Genomic DNA, 17,711 nt, shown 5'->3' with positions numbered 1-17,711 from the left:
CCTACTCCGGATCCATACGACCGTCCTATACATACGTTCTAGACAAGCGTTTAAGACGCGCGTACATTCACCGCCATGACAACCAACCCGACGAGCACCACCCCGCCCGCCCGCGCCGGCCGCCGCGAATGGACCGCCCTCGGCGTCCTGATGCTGCCGCTGCTGCTGGTCTCCATGGACGTCTCGGTCCTCTACTTCGCGATCCCGTCGATCAGCGCCGACCTGGAGCCGAGCGGCACCCAGCAGCTGTGGATCTTCGACATCTACGGCTTCGTCCTGGCCGGTCTGCTGATGACGATGGGCTCGCTCGGCGACCGCGTCGGCCACCGCCGCCTCCTGCTGGTCGGCGCCGCCGCCTTCGGCACCGCCTCACTCATGGCGGCGTACGCGAACAGCGCCGAGATGCTGATCGCGGCCCGCGCCGTCCTCGGCATCGGCGGCGCGACCCTGATGCCGGCGACGATGGCCCTCCTGCGCACGATGTTCGGCGACCCGGCGCAGCGCGCGAAGGCGATCGGGATGTGGTCCGGCGTGATGACGGCCGGGATCGCGCTCGGCTCGGTGATGAGCGGGGTCCTGGTCGAGCACTTCTGGTGGGGCTCGGTGTTCCTGGTCAACCTGCCCGCGATGGCCCTGCTGCTGGCCCTCGGCCCGGTGCTGCTCCCCGAGTCGAGGAACTCCGCGCCCGGCCGCTTCGACTGGCTGAGCGTCCCGCTCTCGATGGCCGCGGTGCTTCCCGTGGTCTACGGCCTGAAGGAGATCCCGTCCGAGGGCTGGAACGTCCTCTACGTCGTCTCGATCACCGTCGGCCTGCTGTTCGCGACCCTCTTCGCCCACCGCCAGCGCACGACCGCGGCACCGATGATCTCCCCGGCCCTGTTCCGCGGGCGGGGCTTCGCACCCTCCGTGGTGCTCAACCTCGTCTGCATGTTCGGCGTGATGGGTTCGTCCTACTTCACCACGCAGTACCTTCAGTCGGTGCTCGGCATGGGCGCGCTGGAGGCGGCCCTGTGGGCCCTGCTGCCGTCGGTGCCGATCGGGGCGGCGGGACCCCTCGCGGCCCAGCTGGTGCAGAAGGGTGTCAACCGCGCCTACGTCGTCACCGCGGGTTTCGCGACGTCCGCGGCCGGGTTCGCACTGCTGTCCCTCGCCGGTACGGACTCGCTGTGGCTGGTGCTGACCTCGTGCGCGGTCCTCGCCGTGGGAGGCGTCACGGTGATGTCCCAGATCATGGACCTCGCCATGGGATCCGTTCCGGTGGAGCGGGTGGGCTCCGCGTCGTCCCTGCTGGAGACCGGCGCCGAGTTCGGCGGCGCCCTCGGCATGGCCCTGCTCGGCTCGATCGGTACGGCGGTCTACCGCCACGAGATCCCGGCCTCGGCCCCGGACGGGGCGCACGAGACGCTGGGCGGAGCGCTGGCGGTCGCCGATCAGGTACCGGGCCTGGCCACCGTCGCGCGGGAGGCGTTCACCAGCGGCATGCAGGGGGCGGCGATCGCGGGAGCGGTAGTGCTGGCGGGGGCGGCCGTGCTGGCGGCGGTCACCCTGCGGCGGGTCGAGGTGCGGGAGCGGGCATGCGAAACGCCGGACGCGCCGAGCAACCTCAGCACGTCCGGCGTTTGAGAGACCTCAGCCGCGGGAGACCTCAGGCGAGGTTCACCGCACGGGCCGACGTGGCACCGATCTCCTCGGCGACCTCGGTCAGCACGCCCGCGGGCACCGTGTCGTCCACGGTCAGGACGGCCAGCGCCTCACCACCGGCGACGGCACGCGAGACCTGCATGCCGGCGATGTTGATGCCCGCCTCGCCGAAGACCCGGCCGACCGTGCCGACGACACCCGGACGGTCCTCGTACTTCAGGACGACCATGTGGTCGGCGAGCGCGAGGTCCACGTCGTAGTCGCCGACCGCGACGATCTTCTGCAGGTGCTTGGGACCGGCCAGGGTGCCGGAGACCGACACCTCCTCGCCGTTGCCGAGCGTGCCGCGCACGGTGACGACGTTGCGGTGGTCGGACGACTCCGAGCTGGTCGTCAGCCGCACCTCGACGCCGCGCTCCTGCGCGAACAGCGGGGCGTTGACGTACGACACCGTCTCGTCGACGACGTCCTCGAAGACACCCTTGAGGGCGCTGAGCTCCAGCACCTTCACGTCGTGCTGGGTGATCTCGCCGTACACCTCGACGTCGAGGCGGACCGCGACCTCACCGGCGAGCGCCGTGAAGATACGGCCCAGGCGCTCGGCGAGCGGCAGACCCGGCTTGACGTCCTCGGCGATGACACCGCCCTGGACGTTGACCGCGTCGGGCACGAGCTCACCGGCGAGGGCGAGGCGCACCGAGCGGGCGACCGCGATACCGGCCTTCTCCTGCGCCTCGTCGGTGGAGGCACCGAGGTGCGGGGTGGCGACGACCTGGTCGAACTCGAAGAGCGGGGAGTCCGTGCAGGGCTCCTTCGCGTACACGTCGAGACCGGCACCGGCGACCCGGCCCTCCTTGAGGGCGGAGTACAACGCCTCCTCGTCGACGATCCCGCCGCGCGCGGCGTTGACGATGCGCACGCTCGGCTTGACCTTGCGCAGCGCCTCGTCGCCGATCAGACCGACGGTCTCGGGGGTCTTGGGCAGGTGGACGGTGATGAAGTCGGAGACCTCGAGCAGCTCGTCCAGCGAGAGCACCTTCACGCCCATCTGGGCGGCGCGGGCGGGCTGGATGTAGGGGTCGTAGGCGACGACCTTCATGCCGAAGCCGGACATGCGCTGGGCGACCAGCGCACCGATCCGGCCCAGACCCACGACACCGAGGGTCTTCTCGGCCAGCTCCACGCCCGTGTACTTGCTCCGCTTCCACTCGCCGTTCTTCAGAGCGGCGTTGGCCTGCGGGATGTGGCGGGCGGTGGCGACGAGGAGACCGCAGGCCAGCTCGGCGGCGGTCACGATGTTCGAGGTGGGGGCGTTGACGACCATCACGCCGGCCTTGGTGGCGGCGGAGACGTCGACGTTGTCGAGGCCGACGCCGGCTCGCGCGACGACCTTCAGCTTGCTCGCGGCTGCGATCGCCTCGGCGTCGACCTTGGTGGCGGAGCGGATCAGGATCGCGTCCACTTCGGCGATGGCCGGGAGCAGTTCGGCTCGGTCTGCTCCGTTGCACTGGCGGATCTCGAAGTCGGGGCCAAGCGCGTCGACGGTGGCGGGCGACAGCTCTTCAGCGATGAGTACGACGGGTTTCGAGCTCACGTGAGTCCTCACATGTCCAATGCGGACGGCCGTCCCGACGGCCGCATGCGGTGGAGGGGGCTTGCCGCGTGGAAGACGCACGACGCTGTGGGCCTGACGCGTATGTAGTACGGCAGTGTAGTGCCGCGGCGGAGGTCGTCTTACGCCTCTGCGGAAGGATCACCCGGACGAGAAACGCCATTCTGTAGGGGTCTCCGTGGCGGGTCCGGGGCAAAGCCCCGTGGCGGTACCCCCAGCCGAGGGTACCGCCACGGAGCAGAGGATCACGCCTCTTCGTCGACCCAGCTCATCAGCTTGCGCAGCTGCTTGCCGGTGGTCTCCAGGAGGTGCTCGGAGTCCGCGGTCTTGTACTCGTTGTACTTCTTCAGACCGCCGTGGTACTCGGCCATCCACTCACGGGCGAAGGTGCCGTCCTGGATCTCGGCGAGGACCTTCTTCATCTCGGCCTTGGTGGCGTCCGTGATGATCCGCGGGCCGGTGACGTAGTCGCCCCACTCGGCGGTCTCGGAGATCGACCAGCGCATCTTCTCCAGGCCGCCCTCGTACATGAGGTCGACGATCAGCTTCAGCTCGTGCAGGCACTCGAAGTACGCGATCTCCGGCTGGTAGCCGGCCTCGGTCAGCGTCTCGAAACCGGCCTTGACCAGCGCGGCCGTACCACCGCAGAGAACGGCCTGCTCACCGAACAGGTCGGTCTCGGTCTCCTCGGTGAAGGTCGTCTTGATGACGCCCGCGCGGGTGCCACCGATGCCCTTGGCGTACGACAGCGCGAGCGCGAAGGCGTTGCCGGTCGCGTCCTGCTCGACGGCCGCGATACACGGAACGCCGCGGCCCTCCTCGTACTGACGACGGACGAGGTGGCCCGGGCCCTTGGGGGCGACCATGCACACGTCGACGTTCGCCGGGGGCTTGATGAAGTCGAAGCGGATGTTCAGGCCGTGGCCGAAGAACAGCGCGTCGCCGTCCTTGAGGTTGTCCTTGATGGACTCCTCGTACACCTGGGCCTGGATCGGGTCCGGGACGAGGATCATGATGACGTCGGCCTCGGCGGCGGCCTCGGACGGCGTCACCACGCGCAGGCCCTGCTCCTCGGCCTTGGCCTTGGACTTGGAGCCCTCGTGCAGACCGACACGCACGTCGACACCCGAGTCACGGAGGGACAGCGCGTGGGCGTGGCCCTGGCTGCCGTAACCGATGACCGCGACCTTGCGGCCCTGGATGATGGACAGGTCGGCGTCGGCGTCGTAGAACAGCTCGGCCACTTTGGGTTCTCTCCTTGTGTGCAGGTGTTGCGTCCCACCGTATGACGGCGGGGGGAAGGGAAGTCTCGGGGTCTCGCCATACGGGCGGGATCCGGACGGCCGGTGTCACCCGACCGTCCGAACGCGCCCTATGCCGAGCGGTCGAGCGCGCGCAGCGAGCGGTCCGTGATCGAGCGCGCGCCGCGTCCGATCGCGATCGTGCCGGACTGGACGAGTTCCTTGATGCCGAACGGCTCCAGCATCTTCAGCATGGCCTCCAGCTTGTCGCTGGAGCCGGTGGCCTCGATGGTGACGGCCTCCGGGGAGACGTCGACGGTCTTGGCGCGGAACAGCTGGACGATCTCGACGATCTGGGAGCGGGTCTCGTTGTCGGCGCGGACCTTCACCAGAACGAGTTCGCGCTGAACGGCCGAGCCGGGCTCCAGCTCGACGATCTTCAGCACCTCGACGAGCTTGTTGAGCTGCTTGGTGACCTGCTCCAGCGGGAGGGCCTCAACGCTCACCACGATCGTGATGCGGGAGATGTCGGCGTGCTCGGTGACGCCGACGGCGAGCGAGTCGATGTTGAAACCGCGGCGGGAGAAGAGGGCGGCAATCCGGGCCAGGATGCCCGGCTTGTTCTCCACCAGGACGGAGAGCGTGTGCTTGGACATGATCTCTTTGCTCTTCCTCGCTCAGTCGTCTTCGTTGTCGCCGAAGTCGGGGCGGACGTCCCGAGCGGCCATGATCTCGTCGTTGGAGGTGCCTGCGGCGACCATCGGCCACACCATCGCGTCCTCGTGGACGATGAAGTCGATGACGACCGGGCGGTCGTTGATGGAGTTCGCCTCTTCGATGACCTTGTCGAGGTCGGCCGGGTCCTCACAGCGGATCGCGTAGCAGCCCATGGCCTCCGACAGCTTCACGAAGTCGGGGACGCGGGTGCCGGCGCTCGGCTGCTTGCCGTCGGCCTCGGGGCCGGAGTGCAGCACGGTGTTGGAGTAGCGCTGGTTGTAGAAGAGGGTCTGCCACTGGCGAACCATCCCGAGAGCGCCGTTGTTGATGATGGCGACCTTGATCGGGATGTTGTTCAGGGCGCAGGTGGTGAGCTCCTGGTTGGTCATCTGGAAGCAGCCGTCGCCGTCGATCGCCCAGACCGTCTGGTCCGGCGCGCCGGCCTTGGCGCCCATCGCGGCCGGGACCGCGTAGCCCATCGTCCCGGCGCCGCCGGAGTTCAGCCAGGTCGCCGGTTTCTCGTACTGGACGAAGTGCGCGGCCCACATCTGGTGCTGGCCGACGCCCGCCGCGAAGATCGTGCCCTCCGGGGCGAGCCGGCCGATGCGCTCGATGACCTGCTGCGGGGACAGCGAGCCGTCCTCGGGCTGGTCGTAGCCGAGCGGGTAGGTCTCGCGCCAGCGGGAGAGGTCCTTCCACCAGGCGCTGTAGTCGCCCTTGTGGCCCTCGGCGTGCTCCTTCTGGACGGCCTGGACCAGGTCGGCGATGACCTCGCGGGCGTCACCGACGATCGGCACGTCGGCGGCGCGGTTCTTGCCGATCTCGGCCGGGTCGATGTCGGCGTGGACGATCTTGGCGTGCGGGGCGAAGCTGTCCAGCTTGCCGGTGACGCGGTCGTCGAAGCGGGTACCGAGGGCGACGATCAGGTCGGCCTTCTGCAGCGCGGTGACGGCGGTGACCGCACCGTGCATGCCCGGCATTCCCACGTGCAGCGGGTGGCTGTCGGGGAATGCGCCGAGCGCCATCAGGGTGGTGGTGACGGGCGCTCCGGTGAGTTCGGCGAGGACCTTCAGTTCGGCGGTGGCGCCGGACTTGATGACACCGCCGCCGACGTAGAGGACGGGCCGCTTGGCCTGAGTGATCAGCTTGGCGCCCTCGCGGATCTGCTTGGCGTGCGGCTTGGTGACGGGCCGGTAGCCGGGCAGGTCCATGGTGGGCGGCCAGGAGAACGTGGTCTTCGCCTGGAGGGCGTCCTTGGCGATGTCCACGAGGACCGGGCCCGGGCGGCCGGTGGCGGCGATGTGGAACGCCTGGGCGATCACCCGCGGGATGTCCTCGGCCTTGGTGACCAGGAAGTTGTGCTTGGTGATCGGCATGGTGATGCCGACGATGTCCGCCTCCTGGAAGGCGTCCGTGCCGATCGCCTTCGAGGCCACCTGCCCGGTGATCGCCACGAGCGGCACCGAGTCCATGTGCGCGTCGGCGATCGGCGTGACCAGGTTGGTGGCGCCCGGTCCCGAGGTCGCCATGCAGACCCCGACCTTGCCGGTGGCCTGCGCGTAGCCGGTGGCGGCGTGGCCGGCGCCCTGCTCGTGGCGGACCAGGACGTGGCGCACCCTGGTGGAGTCCATCAACGGGTCGTACGCCGGGAGGATCGCACCGCCGGGAATGCCGAATACCGTGTCGGCGCCGACCTCCTCGAGCGAACGGATGAGGGACTGCGCACCCGTGACGTGCTCGGGGGCGGACTGGTGTCCTCCGGATCGGGGCCGCGGCTGCGGGTGAGCCCCGGTGGCCTGCTCGGTCATCGGCATTCTCTTCTCGATGCTGAGGGTTTTTGCGAAGTTTGAGCGGAGTTGCGGTGCTGCACGACTGGTGCCTGTGCAACAAAAAACCCCTCGTGCCAAAAGGCAAGCGAGGGGAGCGCGCCGGGGGTGGTCGCTGGGAGTTCCGGGTCTGTCCGGACGTCACCAGCTTCAGCCGACGCGCTTTCCAAGTACGAGAATTCGGGTGCGCATGGCACTGACCCTCCCCCCGGCGCACACCCACTGTCAAGTAGGTGGGACGGGAGTCTCATTATGTGAGCGATGGGCACTTCCGCCTCCGAGAACAGCGGTCACACCACTGGTGTACACCCCTGCCCCGCCACCCGCGAACGCGGGCTCCACCGGCCCGTGCGGCACCGGATAACGACCGGAACCGATCGCCCGGCGCAGCCGGTACTCGTCGAGCGGCCCGGAGAAGGCCATGCCCTGCCCGTGCGTGCACCCCATCGCGCGCAGTGCGACGACCTGTTCCGGCAGGTCCACGCCGTCGGCCACGGACTGGAGCCCGAGGTCGCCGGCGATCCGCAGCAGCCCACTGGTGATCTTGTGCAGCCGCGCGGACTCGACGACTCCCTCGACCAGACCGCGGTCGAGTTTGAGTACGTCGACGGGGAGCCGGCGCAGGGCCGTGATCGCCGCGTATCCGCTGCCGAAGCCGTCCAGGGCGATCCGGACGCCGAGTCTGCGCAGGCCGCTCAGACGGCGCTCCAGTTCGTCCAGTGGGACGCGGGGGTCGAGGTCGGACAGCTCGATGACCAGCGACCCTGGCGGCAGGCCGTGCCGGGTCAGCAGCGCCTCGATCGAGCCGAGCGGCATCGACCGGTCCAGCAGCCGGCGCGCGCCCATCCGTACGGCGACGGGTACGGCGAGCCCGGTCGCGGTGCGCTCGGCGGCCTGCTCCACGGCCTCCTCCAGCATCCAGCGGCTCAGCTCGGCGGTCTTGTCGCTGTCCTCGGCCACCCGCAGGAACTCGGCGGGCGTGAACAGCACCCCTTGCGAGGAGCGCCAGCGCGCCTGGGTGGCGACCGATGCGATCCGGCCGTTCTCCAGACACACCACCGGCTGGTGCAGCAGCGCGAACTCTCCGTCGTGCAACGCGGCCCTCAGACGCGTGGCCAGCTCCGCCTTGCGTACGACGTCCTGCTGCATCTGCGGCTTGTACAGCTCGACGCGGCCCTTGCCGGCCGCCTTGGCCCGGTACATCGCCAGGTCGGCGTTGCGCAGCAGCTCCCCCGCGCCGAGTCCCGGCTCGGCGAAGGCGACGCCGATGGAGGCGTTGACACGGACATCGTTGCCGTCGATGAGGTACGGCTGGGACAGCGTCACCCTGAGGCGGTCGGCGAGCTCCAGGATGTGCCGTTCGCGTGCGGTGCGGTCCCGGGTGGTGTCCCCGGCGATCAGGGCCGCGAACTCGTCGCCGCCCAGCCGGGAGGCCGTGTCCCCGCCCCGGACGGCGTCCTGGAGTCTGCGGGCCGCCTGCACGAGCAGTTCGTCTCCGGCCTGGTGTCCGATCGTGTCGTTGACCCCCTTGAAGCCGTCGAGGTCGATGAAGAGGACGGCCGTGTTGCGCAGGGCGATGCCCCGGTCGGAGGCGCGGCGGCCGGACAGGGCCTGCTGGACCCGCTGGGTGAACAGCGCGCGGTTGGGCAGGTCGGTGAGCGGGTCGTGCTCGGCGTTGTGCTGGAGCTGCGCCTGGAGGCGCACTCTCTCGGTCACGTCCCGGCTGTTGAAGATGAGGCCGCCGTGGTGACGGTTGACCGTCGATTCGACGTTGAGCCAGCCGTCGTCACCGGACCGGAAGCGGCACTCGATGCGCGTAGTGGGTTCCTCGAGTGGGCTGGCGGCGAGGAAGCGGCGCACCTCGTGCACCACGCAGCCCAGATCCTCGGGGTGGATGAGATTGGCCAGTTCCGAACCCACCAGCTCCTCGGCGGAGCGGCCGTAGACCCCGGCGGCGGCCGGGGAGACGTACCGGAGGATGCCGTTGGGCGCGGCGATCATGATGACGTCGCTGGAGCCCTGCACCAGGGAGCGGAAGTGGTTCTCCTTCTGCGCCAGTTCCTGGGTGAGGGTGATGTTGTCGAGCAGCATGATGCCCTGCCGCATCACGAGCGCGAGCACGACCGTGCCGCCCGTGATCAGCACCACGCGGTCGACGCTGCGGCCGTTGAGGACGTTGTAGAGGATCCCCAGCGTGCAGACGGCGGCGGCGAGGTACGGCGTGAGTGCGGCCAGGGAGCCGGCGATCGGCCGGGTGACCGGGTACCTGAAGTGATCACCTTGCTGAGCGGGCGGCGTCTGAGCGGGCGGCGTGTGGTGATGGCTGCCGCCGCGCTGCCCCGGCACATGCTCGTGCACCACGCGCGTCTGCCCGGCTCCGTCGTGCCGCTCGCTGTCGCCGTTCCTCGGGGTGGCCCACGGGGCGTACGCGAGGAGCAGCGACCCGGCGAACCAGCCCGCGTCGAGCAGCTGGCCGGAGCGGTAGCTGTTGTGCAGCAGCGGCGAGGTGAACAGGGCGTCGCACATCACGGTCAGGGCGAGCGCGCCGATCGCGGTGTTCACCGCGGTGCGGTTCGCCGAGGAGCGCCGGAAGTGCAGCGCGAGCACCATGCTGACCAGGGCGATGTCGAGCAGCGGGTAGGCGAGGGAGAGCGCGGTGTGCGCCACGCTCTCGCCGCCGCTGGAGTCGATCTCGGCGGCCTGGGCGAGGGCGAGGCTCCAGGCCAGCGTCAGCAGCGAGCCGCCGATCAGCCAGGCGTCCAGCCCGAGGCAGACCCAGCCGGCCTTCGTCACCGGCCGCTTGGCGAGCACCAGGAGTCCCACGATGGCGGGCGGTGCGAAGCACAGGAAGAATCCGTCGGCGTAGGACGGGCTGGGCACGGGCTGCCGCAGGACGACCTCGTACCACCCCCAGACCAGGTTTCCGAGGGCCGCCATCGCGGAGGAGAGGGCGAACAGCAGCCAGGCGGGCCGAAAGCGGATACGGCGGCTACGGGCGTAGCGGAAGCACGACACGGCCGCGGCGCCCGCCGCGGCGGCCAGCCCGAAGTCGCCCATGATCAGCGCGACTTGGTTCGACCCCCAGCCGAACGCGGAGCCCACGGCGTATCCCGCGCACACCAGGGCCAGAACGAGTTGCGGGACCAGGCCCGAGCCGCCCCCGAAGGACAAGGGGCGGGGCAGCTTCGCCGCCGACGAAGGCTGTGCTCGCAGCCCTGCGTCGAGCGTGCTCGTGGAGGGCGGTGGCGAGCTCACCGGGGCCTCCCGGTCCGCGTCGCTCGCGGGCCTTGAGGGTCCCGGTGCGCTGCGTGCGCATGCCGCCTGCGGCTGCTGTGCCTGCGATGGTGATGAGTGTGCCGGCAACCGAGGGTGCCGGGTCGGCCGCGTCTGCGCGCGGCCGTTCGCCAGGGTCGCCGCCGACGGCCCCGCCGCGTCGGATCGCTCGTCCATAGGCCGTGCATCGCCCGTCGCCCCCCTCACAAATCTGAAATGTCCATCCCAGGCGCCGAAAGCTGCGCGGCGCTGCCCCTGTCGGGACGATACACCAGTCTCGTCACTCAGGGACATAGCACCTCTACGCTCCGTGACGACCAGCGCATATGCGAGTACGGACCGCTTCCGGAAGGTTGCGGACGGTACTCGAAGCGGATTTCAGGCCTGTTGCGCGCGGCGCGCGCGACCCCGCGCACCGCTCAGCTCATGAGCGTCATGCGTGCGTCGCGCCCGTCGTAAGGATCACGTTGCGCAGGGGCTCCCGGTTCACGAAACGCGTCAACTGGTCCACCAGGAGCCGCTTGGCGCGCGGCAGGAAGGCGGATGTCGGACCGCCCACATGAGGGCTGATCAGCACGCCCGGCGCACTCCACAGGGGGTGCTCCCGGGGCAGCGGTTCGGGGTCGGTCACGTCCAGGGCCGCGGTGACCCGCCCGGTCTCCAGCTCGGCCAGCAGCGCCTTGGTGTCGACGACGGGTCCGCGGGCGACGTTGACCAGCAGCGCGCCGTCCTTCATCCGGGCGAGGAAGTCGGCGTCGACCAGGTGCCGGGTGGTCTCCGTCAGGGGCGTGGACAGGATGACGACGTCCGCTTCCGGGAGCAGAGCGGACAGTTCGGTGAGCGGATGCACGGGTCCGCGCGCCGTGGTGCGCTCAGAGCGCGCGACGCGCGCCACCCGCGCGAGTTCAAAGGGTGCGAGCCGGTCCTCGATGGCGGCGCCGATCGAGCCGTATCCCACGATGAGGACGTTCCTGTCGGCCAGCGCGGGCCGGAAACCGCCGAGCCACTCTCCCCTGTCCTGGGCCCGCACGAAGTCGGGGATGCCGCGCAACGAGGCGAGGATCAGCGTGAGCGTGAGCTCGGCGGTGCTCGCCTCGTGCACCCCGCGCGCGTTGCACAGCCGCACGCCCGGGCGCAGGTGCTTGAGGCCCGGCTCCACGTGGTCGATGCCGGCGGAGAGCGTCTGCACGACCTGGACGGAACTCATCTCCGGCAGGGGACGCTGCCCGAGCGCGGGCGCCTTCATGTACGGGACGACGTAGAAGGCGCAATCGGCCGGGTCGGCCGGAAAGTCCTCGGCGCCGTTCCAGTAACGGTAGTCGGGGCCCGCGGGAAGGCCCTCGATCTCGTCCGGCGGGATGGGGAGCCACACGTCAGCAGTCATGCATTGGAGGCTAGGCCCTTCCCGGCGGCTCGGGCCGGTCGGGCCGGAGAAACGTGACGGCGCCCGATCGTCACTGGTGAGCGCCGCAGACGCGCGTGTCGGTACTCCGCTGTCCCGGCATGATCCGCCGGGCAGGCCCTTGGTCGGGCGAACAGGTGTGCAGAGGTTAGGTTGGGGTGCCGGAAGAGGGAGGGTTACGGCCAGGTGGAGCGCAGGACGATCGGCGCGGCGGCACTCGCGGTGGGAGCCGTCGGGCTCGGGTGCATGCCGATGAGCTGGGCCTACAGCTCGTCGCGGCAGCGGGGCGAGGAGTCGGTCAGGGCGGTGCACCGGGCGCTCGATCTGGGCTCGACGCTGCTGGACACGGCCGACATGTACGGCCCGTTCACCAACGAGCTGCTGGTGGGGCGGGTGTTGAAGGAGCGCCGCCAGGACGCGTTCGTGTCGACGAAGGTCGGTCTGCTGGTCGGCGAACAGCACATCGTGGCCAACGGCCGCCCCGGCTATGTGAAGCGGGCCTGCGACGCCTCTCTGCGCCGCCTCCAGACGGACGTGATCGACCTCTACCAACTGCACCGCGCGGACCCCGAAGTCCCCGTCGAGGAGACCTGGGGCGCGATGGCGGAACTCGTCCAGGCCGGAAAGGTACGGGCGTTGGGGCTGTGCGCCGTGGGCGCGCGGGGTGGCCGCCGCTCGGGAAACCGTCTGCACGACGCGACGATCCGCCAGCTGCGGCGGGTGCAGCAGGTCTTCCCGGTGAGCGCCGTGCAGGCGGAGCTGTCGGTGTGGTCGCCGGAGGCGCTGGAGACGCTGCTGCCGTGGTGCGAGGCGCGCGACGTCGGCTTCCTGGCGGCGATGCCCCTGGGCAACGGCTTCCTGACCGGCACCCTGACCCCCGGTCAGGGCTTCGAACCGGACGACGTCCGTGCCCGGCACCCCCGCTTCACCGCGGAGATGATGGCGGCCAACCAGCCGATAGTGGCCGGTCTGCGCCGCATCGCGAGCCGCCACGGGGACGGGGTCACGCCCGCGCAGGTCGCGCTGGCGTGGGTAGGGGCGCAGGGACGGCACGTGGTCCCGGTGCCCGGGACCAAGCAGGAACGCTGGGTGACCGAGAACGCCCGGGCCGCGGGCTTGCGGCTGACGACGGAGGACTTGGCACAGGTGGCGCAGCTGCCAGGGGCATTGGGGTCCTGGGACTGATTCGAAGTCCTGGGACCGACGCCGCGGGGACCCTGGACATGCGGAGCCCGTCCCCGGGTGGCCGGATCCCGACCCGCCCGGCACCGTGCCGCACTCGCCCTCGCCGCGCCCGCGCCGACTCCCCCGCTCCGGGATGAGCGCCGCGGCCACCGGCCGACGGTGATTCAAGATTCATGGATCGGGAACGTGTGAGGCGCGAGCGGTGTAAGAAAAGGAGAACCCTCCGCGTCGAAGGGACCGTGATCGTGCAACGTCGAGTCGTGACGGCCGTGATGGCCGCGGCCGCACTTGTGCTGACGGCCGGATGTTCCTCCGACGACGGGGGATCACCGGGCGGTGGCGGAGCCGCGGCACCGAGCAGTACCACGGGGTCGTCGCCCACCGGGCGGGCTGCCGAGGAGACCCCGCCGGCCCAGGGCACCGTCAAGGTGGTGCGCACGGTCGCCGAGGGCCTGAACACACCCTGGGGCCTGGCCCCGCTCCCCGACGGCGATCTGCTCGTCTCCTCGCGCGACGACGCCACGATCACACGGATCGACGGGAAGACCGGCAAGAAGACCGAGCTGGGCGAGGTGCCGGGCGTGTCCCCGGCGGGCGAGGGCGGCCTCATGGGCCTGGCACTGTCGCCGGACTACGCCTCGGACCACATGATCTACGCGTACTTCACCTCGGCCTCGGACAACCGCATCGTCCGCGTGCTGTACGACGAGCAGCGGCCGGTCGGCGAGCAGTTGGGCGCACCCGACACGATCTTCAGGGGCATCCCCAAGGGCTTCATCCACAACGGCGGCCGGATCGCCTTCGGCCCGGACAGGATGCTGTACGCGGGCACGGGCGAGAGCGGTGACACGGGCCTGTCCCAGGACAAGGAGTCCCTGGGCGGCAAGATCCTCCGCCTGACGCCGGAGGGCGAACCGGCTCCCGGCAACCCGTTCACCGACTCCCCCGTGTACTCATACGGCCACCGCAACGTCCAGGGCCTGGCCTGGGACTCCAAACAGCGCCTGTTCGCCGCGGAGTTCGGCCAGGACACCTGGGACGAGCTGAACGCGATCAAGCCGGGCGACAACTACGGCTGGCCGGAGGCGGAGGGCAAGTCCGACGACGCCAAGTACCACAACCCGCTGGCACAGTGGGGCACGGACGACGCCTCCCCCAGCGGCATCGCCTACGCCGAGGGCTCCGTCTGGATGGCAGGCCTCAAGGGCCAGCGTCTGTGGCGCGTCCCGCTCGACGGCACCGAGGCGTCGGCGGACCCGCAGGCCTTCCTGGAGGGTGAGTACGGCCGGCTGCGGACGGTCGTCCCGGCCGGCGGCGACAAGCTGTGGGTGACGACGAGCAACACCGACGGGCGGGGCAGCCCGAAGGACGGGGACGACCGGATTCTGGAGGTGCAGGTGAGCTGAGCGAGGCCGTCGGGCTCCCGGGCTCTCGCGCCCTCACTCCTTCCCGTCGGCGTCCCCGCCACCCTCGTCTTCGGCGTCCCCTTCAGCGCCGTCGTCGGCATCCCTGTCCGAGGGCTCAGGCATCCGTACGACGACCTTCCCGGAGGAGAGATCTATCGGCCCGCGCACGGGATCGTTGTCGCCGACGTCCTCGCGGGTCAGCTCCAGACGGTTCTGTTCGTCGCGGGTGTGCTTGCGGCCGGGCGCGAAGAGTTCCTCGAAAGCGTTGAACACGCGACCTCCTCCGGACCGACGTCCCTTACAACGTATACCTCGGGCTCACGCCCCCGACCTGAGAGTTTCGGCCGCGAACAGCCTCATTCGATGCGCCACCGCCGCCGCCTCGCCCCGCCCCGAGACGCCGAGCTTCCCCAGGATGTTCGACACATGGACGCTGGCCGTCTTCGGGGAGATGAAGAGCTCCTCGGCTATCTGGCGGTTGGTGCGACCTGCGGAGACCAGGCGGAGGACGTCGCGTTCGCGGGTGGTGAGGCCGAGGGAGTCGGCCGGGTCGGTCGGGGGCAGGGGCGGGGCCGTCGTGAGGGTGAGGCGGGCTCGCTGGGCCAGGCGGGTCGTGGCGTCGACCAGCGGGCGGGCGCCCAGGTGGGTCGCGGCGGCCCGGGCCAGGCGGAGCAGTTCCGTGGCGCGGGCGCGCTCGTCGTCGCCGCCGATCGCGAGCAGCGCCTCGGCCAGCCGGTGGCGGACCTGAGCGAGGTCGTAGGGGCGCTCCAGGGCTTCGAAGGCGGTGACCACGTCCGACCAGGCGTCGGGCTCCAGGGCCAGGTTGCCGGCCCGGTCGAGTTCGGCTCGGGTCCACTTCTCGTACGCCAGCCACAGGGGCGCGCCGGTGGTGAGCTTGCGAACGGCCTCGAAGAGCCGTTCCAGGAAGGCGGCACGCCCCTCCTGTGCGGCGGGCAGCGCGTGGGCGCGGGCGTCGGACTCGGCGACGGCGGCGGCCAGCAGCAGCGGCCACGCGTAGCGCTGCGTGCCGGGCGGGAAACCGGCGCTCAGGGCCTGGTCGGCCTCCGCGCGGGCGTCGAGAATCCGGCCCTCGGCGGCGGCGATGCCCAGGGCGAGGCGGGTCATCGGCAGGTTGTTCTGCGGCATGGGGTCGTGGGTGCCGTAGGAGGTGCGGGCGGCGGCCAGATGGCGGGCGGCCTCGGCGGTCTCGCCGCGGGCGAGCGCGAGCAGGGCGAGCTTGTTGGAGCCGCCGCCGCGCGGTTTCGCCGACTGCCCCGTCCGCTGGGCATGTGCCGCGGCCTCGGCGGCCTCGTCCCAGCGGCCCAGGGAGAGCAGCGACTGGGCGAGGTTCGTCCAGACCCAGGCCTCGGAGTCGCACAGGCCCCACTCCTGGGTGAGCCGCAGGCCCTCGCGCAGGATGCCGACGGCGTCCTCGGAGCGGCCGATGCCTTCGAGGGCGCACGGCAGGTTCACATGGCTGCGGCCCACCACCGAGGTCAGGCCACGGGCCAGTACCTCACCCCTGACCTCGTACATCTGCGCCAGCCCGGCATCGATGTGCCCGGCTTCGACCATGAGGCCGCCGAGCGTGAGGCGCGCGTTCAGTTCGATGTCCTCGGCGCCCACCATGCGCGCGTACTCGACGGCCCGCTCGGCGGCCGACATGGCGTCGGGGCCGGGGTCGCGGAGCATCGACCAGTTGGCCGCGGTCGCCAGCACCTCGGCGTGCACCTCGGACGGCGGCAGGCCGCGGACCAGTTCCTGCGCGATGCCCAGCTCCTTCCAGCCGTCGCCGCGGGCCTGCGCCTGGACCAGCCGGGAGCGCTGGACCCAGAACCAGGCGGCGCGCTGGGGGTCGCCGCCCTCGTCGTCCAGGAGGTGCAGGGCCCGCTTGGTGATCTTCAGGGCGCGTTCGCGCTCCCCGCAGAGCCGTCCCGCGACGGCGGCCTCGGCCATGAGGTCGAGGTAGCGCAGGGGTGTGGTGGCGGGGTCGCAGCCGCAGGGAGGATAGACCTCGGTGTAGTCGACGGGGCGCAGCGTGGCCCGGATGTCCTCGGGGGCGGAGTCCCACAACTCCATCGCGCGTTCCAGCAGCCGTAGTCGCTCGGCGTGGGCGTGCCGGCGGCGGGCGCTGACGGAGGCGTCCAGGACGGCGGGCAGGGCCTTGGCCGGGTCGTGGGCGTGGTACCAGTAGCTGGCCAGCCGCGTGACCCGTTCACCGGCCGGGACGAGCGTCGGGTCGGCCTCCAGGGCTTCGGCGTAGCGGCGGTTGAGGCGGGAGCGTTCGCCGGGCAGCAGGTCGTCGCCGACGGCCTCGCGGACCAGGGAGTGGCGGAAACGGTAGCCGTCGCCGCCGGGCGCGGCGGTGAGGATGTTGGCGCCCACGGCGGCCCGCAGCGCCTCGATGAGGTCGTCCTCGGCGAGCTGGGCGACGGCCGCGAGCAGTCGGTACTCGACGGTGGAGCCGCCCTCGGCGACGATCCGGGCGACTCGCTGGGTGGCCTCGGGCAGCCCCTCCACCCGGACGAGGAGCAGATCGCGCAGGGTGTCGGTGAGACCGGTGCGGCAGCCCTCGTGGGCGGCGACGGCGAGTTCCTCGACGAAGAAGGCGTTGCCGTCGGAGCGTTCGAAGATCTCGTCGACCTGGTCCGGGTCGGGTTCGGTGGCGAGGATGCCGGCGATCTGGCGGCAGACCTCGGCGCGGTTGAAACGGCCGAGTTCGATCCGGCGGACCGTGCGCAGCCGGTCGAGTTCGGCGATGAGCGGGCGCAGGGGGTGGCGGCGGTGGATGTCGTCGGAGCGGTAGGTGGCCAGGACGACGAGGCGGCCGGTGCGCAGGGTGCGGAAGAGATAGGCGAGGAGGTGGCGGGTGGAGGCGTCGGCCCAGTGCAGGTCCTCCAGGGCGACGACGACCGTGCGGTCGGCGGCGACGCGCTCCAGGAGGCGGCCGGTGAGTTCGAAGAGACGGGCCATGCCCTCCTCGTCGGAACGGTCCGCTCCGCGCACCGGCGCCGTCTCGCCCAACTCGGGCAGCAGCCGGGCCAGTTCCTCCTCCCGGCCCGCCGCGGCGGCGGCCAGCTCGTGTGGCAGTTCGCGGCGCAGGGCGCGCAGCGCGGTGGAGAACGGGGCGAACGGCAGCCCGTCGGCGCCGATCTCGACGCAGCCGCCGAGCACGACGACGGCACCCTCGCGCCCGGCGGCGGTGGCGAACTCCTCGACGAGGCGCGTCTTGCCGACGCCGGCCTCGCCGCCGATCACCAGCGCCTGCGGGTCTCCCCCAGTGCTTGATGCCTGGGCGGTACCCCCACCGGCGGCTCGGGCGAGGGCGTCGTGCAACGTTTCCAGCTCGGTCGCGCGACCGACGAACACGGGACTTACGGACCGGCTCTCCACGGGGGCGAGCATCGC

11 protein-coding genes are annotated in these 17,711 nt (G+C 70.9%); 3 read left to right on the top strand and 8 right to left on the bottom strand.

Going from position 1 to position 17,711, the window contains the following annotated elements:
- Positions 1–75 precede the first annotated feature (75 nt).
- On the top strand, positions 76–1,623 hold the full coding sequence (locus ACFU95_RS17140; RefSeq protein WP_383827965.1) for an MFS transporter: 1,548 nt from the start codon (positions 76–78) through the stop codon (positions 1,621–1,623).
- Between the two features lie 22 nt (positions 1,624–1,645).
- Here the strand turns inward: ACFU95_RS17140 and serA are convergent, their stop codons facing one another.
- The 6 genes from serA to ACFU95_RS17110 all read right to left on the bottom strand — a co-directional run bounded on the left by serA (position 1,646) and on the right by ACFU95_RS17110 (position 11,694).
- Positions 1,646–3,235, bottom strand: a complete 1,590-nt coding sequence (gene serA, locus ACFU95_RS17135; protein ID WP_383827963.1) for a phosphoglycerate dehydrogenase — start codon at positions 3,233–3,235, stop codon at positions 1,646–1,648.
- A 263-nt stretch (positions 3,236–3,498) separates the two neighbouring features.
- A complete protein-coding gene (ilvC, locus tag ACFU95_RS17130) occupies positions 3,499–4,497 on the bottom strand; it encodes a ketol-acid reductoisomerase (RefSeq protein WP_030942878.1) in 999 nt (332 codons plus the stop codon).
- 128 nt (positions 4,498–4,625) lie between these two features.
- A complete protein-coding gene (ilvN, locus tag ACFU95_RS17125; protein WP_383827961.1) occupies positions 4,626–5,150 on the bottom strand; it encodes an acetolactate synthase small subunit in 525 nt (174 codons plus the stop codon).
- A 21-nt stretch (positions 5,151–5,171) separates the two neighbouring features.
- Positions 5,172–7,025 (bottom strand): acetolactate synthase large subunit, encoded by a 1,854-nt coding sequence (locus tag ACFU95_RS17120; protein WP_383827959.1) that lies wholly within the window; start codon positions 7,023–7,025, stop codon positions 5,172–5,174.
- A gap of 237 nt (positions 7,026–7,262) precedes the next feature.
- Positions 7,263–10,292 (bottom strand): putative bifunctional diguanylate cyclase/phosphodiesterase, encoded by a 3,030-nt coding sequence (locus ACFU95_RS17115; protein WP_383827957.1) that lies wholly within the window; start codon positions 10,290–10,292, stop codon positions 7,263–7,265.
- Between the two features lie 451 nt (positions 10,293–10,743).
- The gene (locus ACFU95_RS17110) at positions 10,744–11,694 is read right to left on the bottom strand and encodes a 2-hydroxyacid dehydrogenase (protein ID WP_383827955.1); all 951 of its coding nucleotides are present in this window, start codon (positions 11,692–11,694) and stop codon (positions 10,744–10,746) included.
- Positions 11,695–11,898: 204 nt separating this feature from the next.
- Here ACFU95_RS17110 and ACFU95_RS17105 point away from each other — a divergent pair, with 204 nt between their 5' ends.
- Positions 11,899–12,897: an aldo/keto reductase gene (locus ACFU95_RS17105; RefSeq protein WP_383827953.1), complete on the top strand. Its 999-nt coding sequence runs from the start codon at positions 11,899–11,901 to the stop codon at positions 12,895–12,897.
- Positions 12,898–13,169: 272 nt separating this feature from the next.
- Entirely contained in the window at positions 13,170–14,303 is a 1,134-nt protein-coding gene (locus tag ACFU95_RS17100) for a PQQ-dependent sugar dehydrogenase (protein WP_383828150.1), read from the top strand.
- A gap of 33 nt (positions 14,304–14,336) precedes the next feature.
- Here the strand turns inward: ACFU95_RS17100 and ACFU95_RS17095 are convergent, their stop codons facing one another.
- Both ACFU95_RS17095 and ACFU95_RS17090 read right to left on the bottom strand, forming a co-directional pair.
- Positions 14,337–14,576 carry a DUF6191 domain-containing protein gene (locus ACFU95_RS17095; protein ID WP_383827951.1) on the bottom strand — a complete coding sequence of 80 codons (240 nt, stop codon included), beginning with the start codon at positions 14,574–14,576 and terminating at the stop codon, positions 14,337–14,339.
- 45 nt (positions 14,577–14,621) lie between these two features.
- A complete protein-coding gene (locus tag ACFU95_RS17090; protein WP_383828149.1) occupies positions 14,622–17,708 on the bottom strand; it encodes an AAA family ATPase in 3,087 nt (1,028 codons plus the stop codon).
- Positions 17,709–17,711: the final 3 nt, after the last annotated feature.

This window comes from Streptomyces sp. NPDC057623 (assembly GCF_042800355.1).
Lineage (GTDB): Bacteria > Actinomycetota > Actinomycetes > Streptomycetales > Streptomycetaceae > Streptomyces.
Note: the sequence above shows the minus strand (reverse complement) of the source record. Positions and strands in the feature narration are given on the sequence as shown.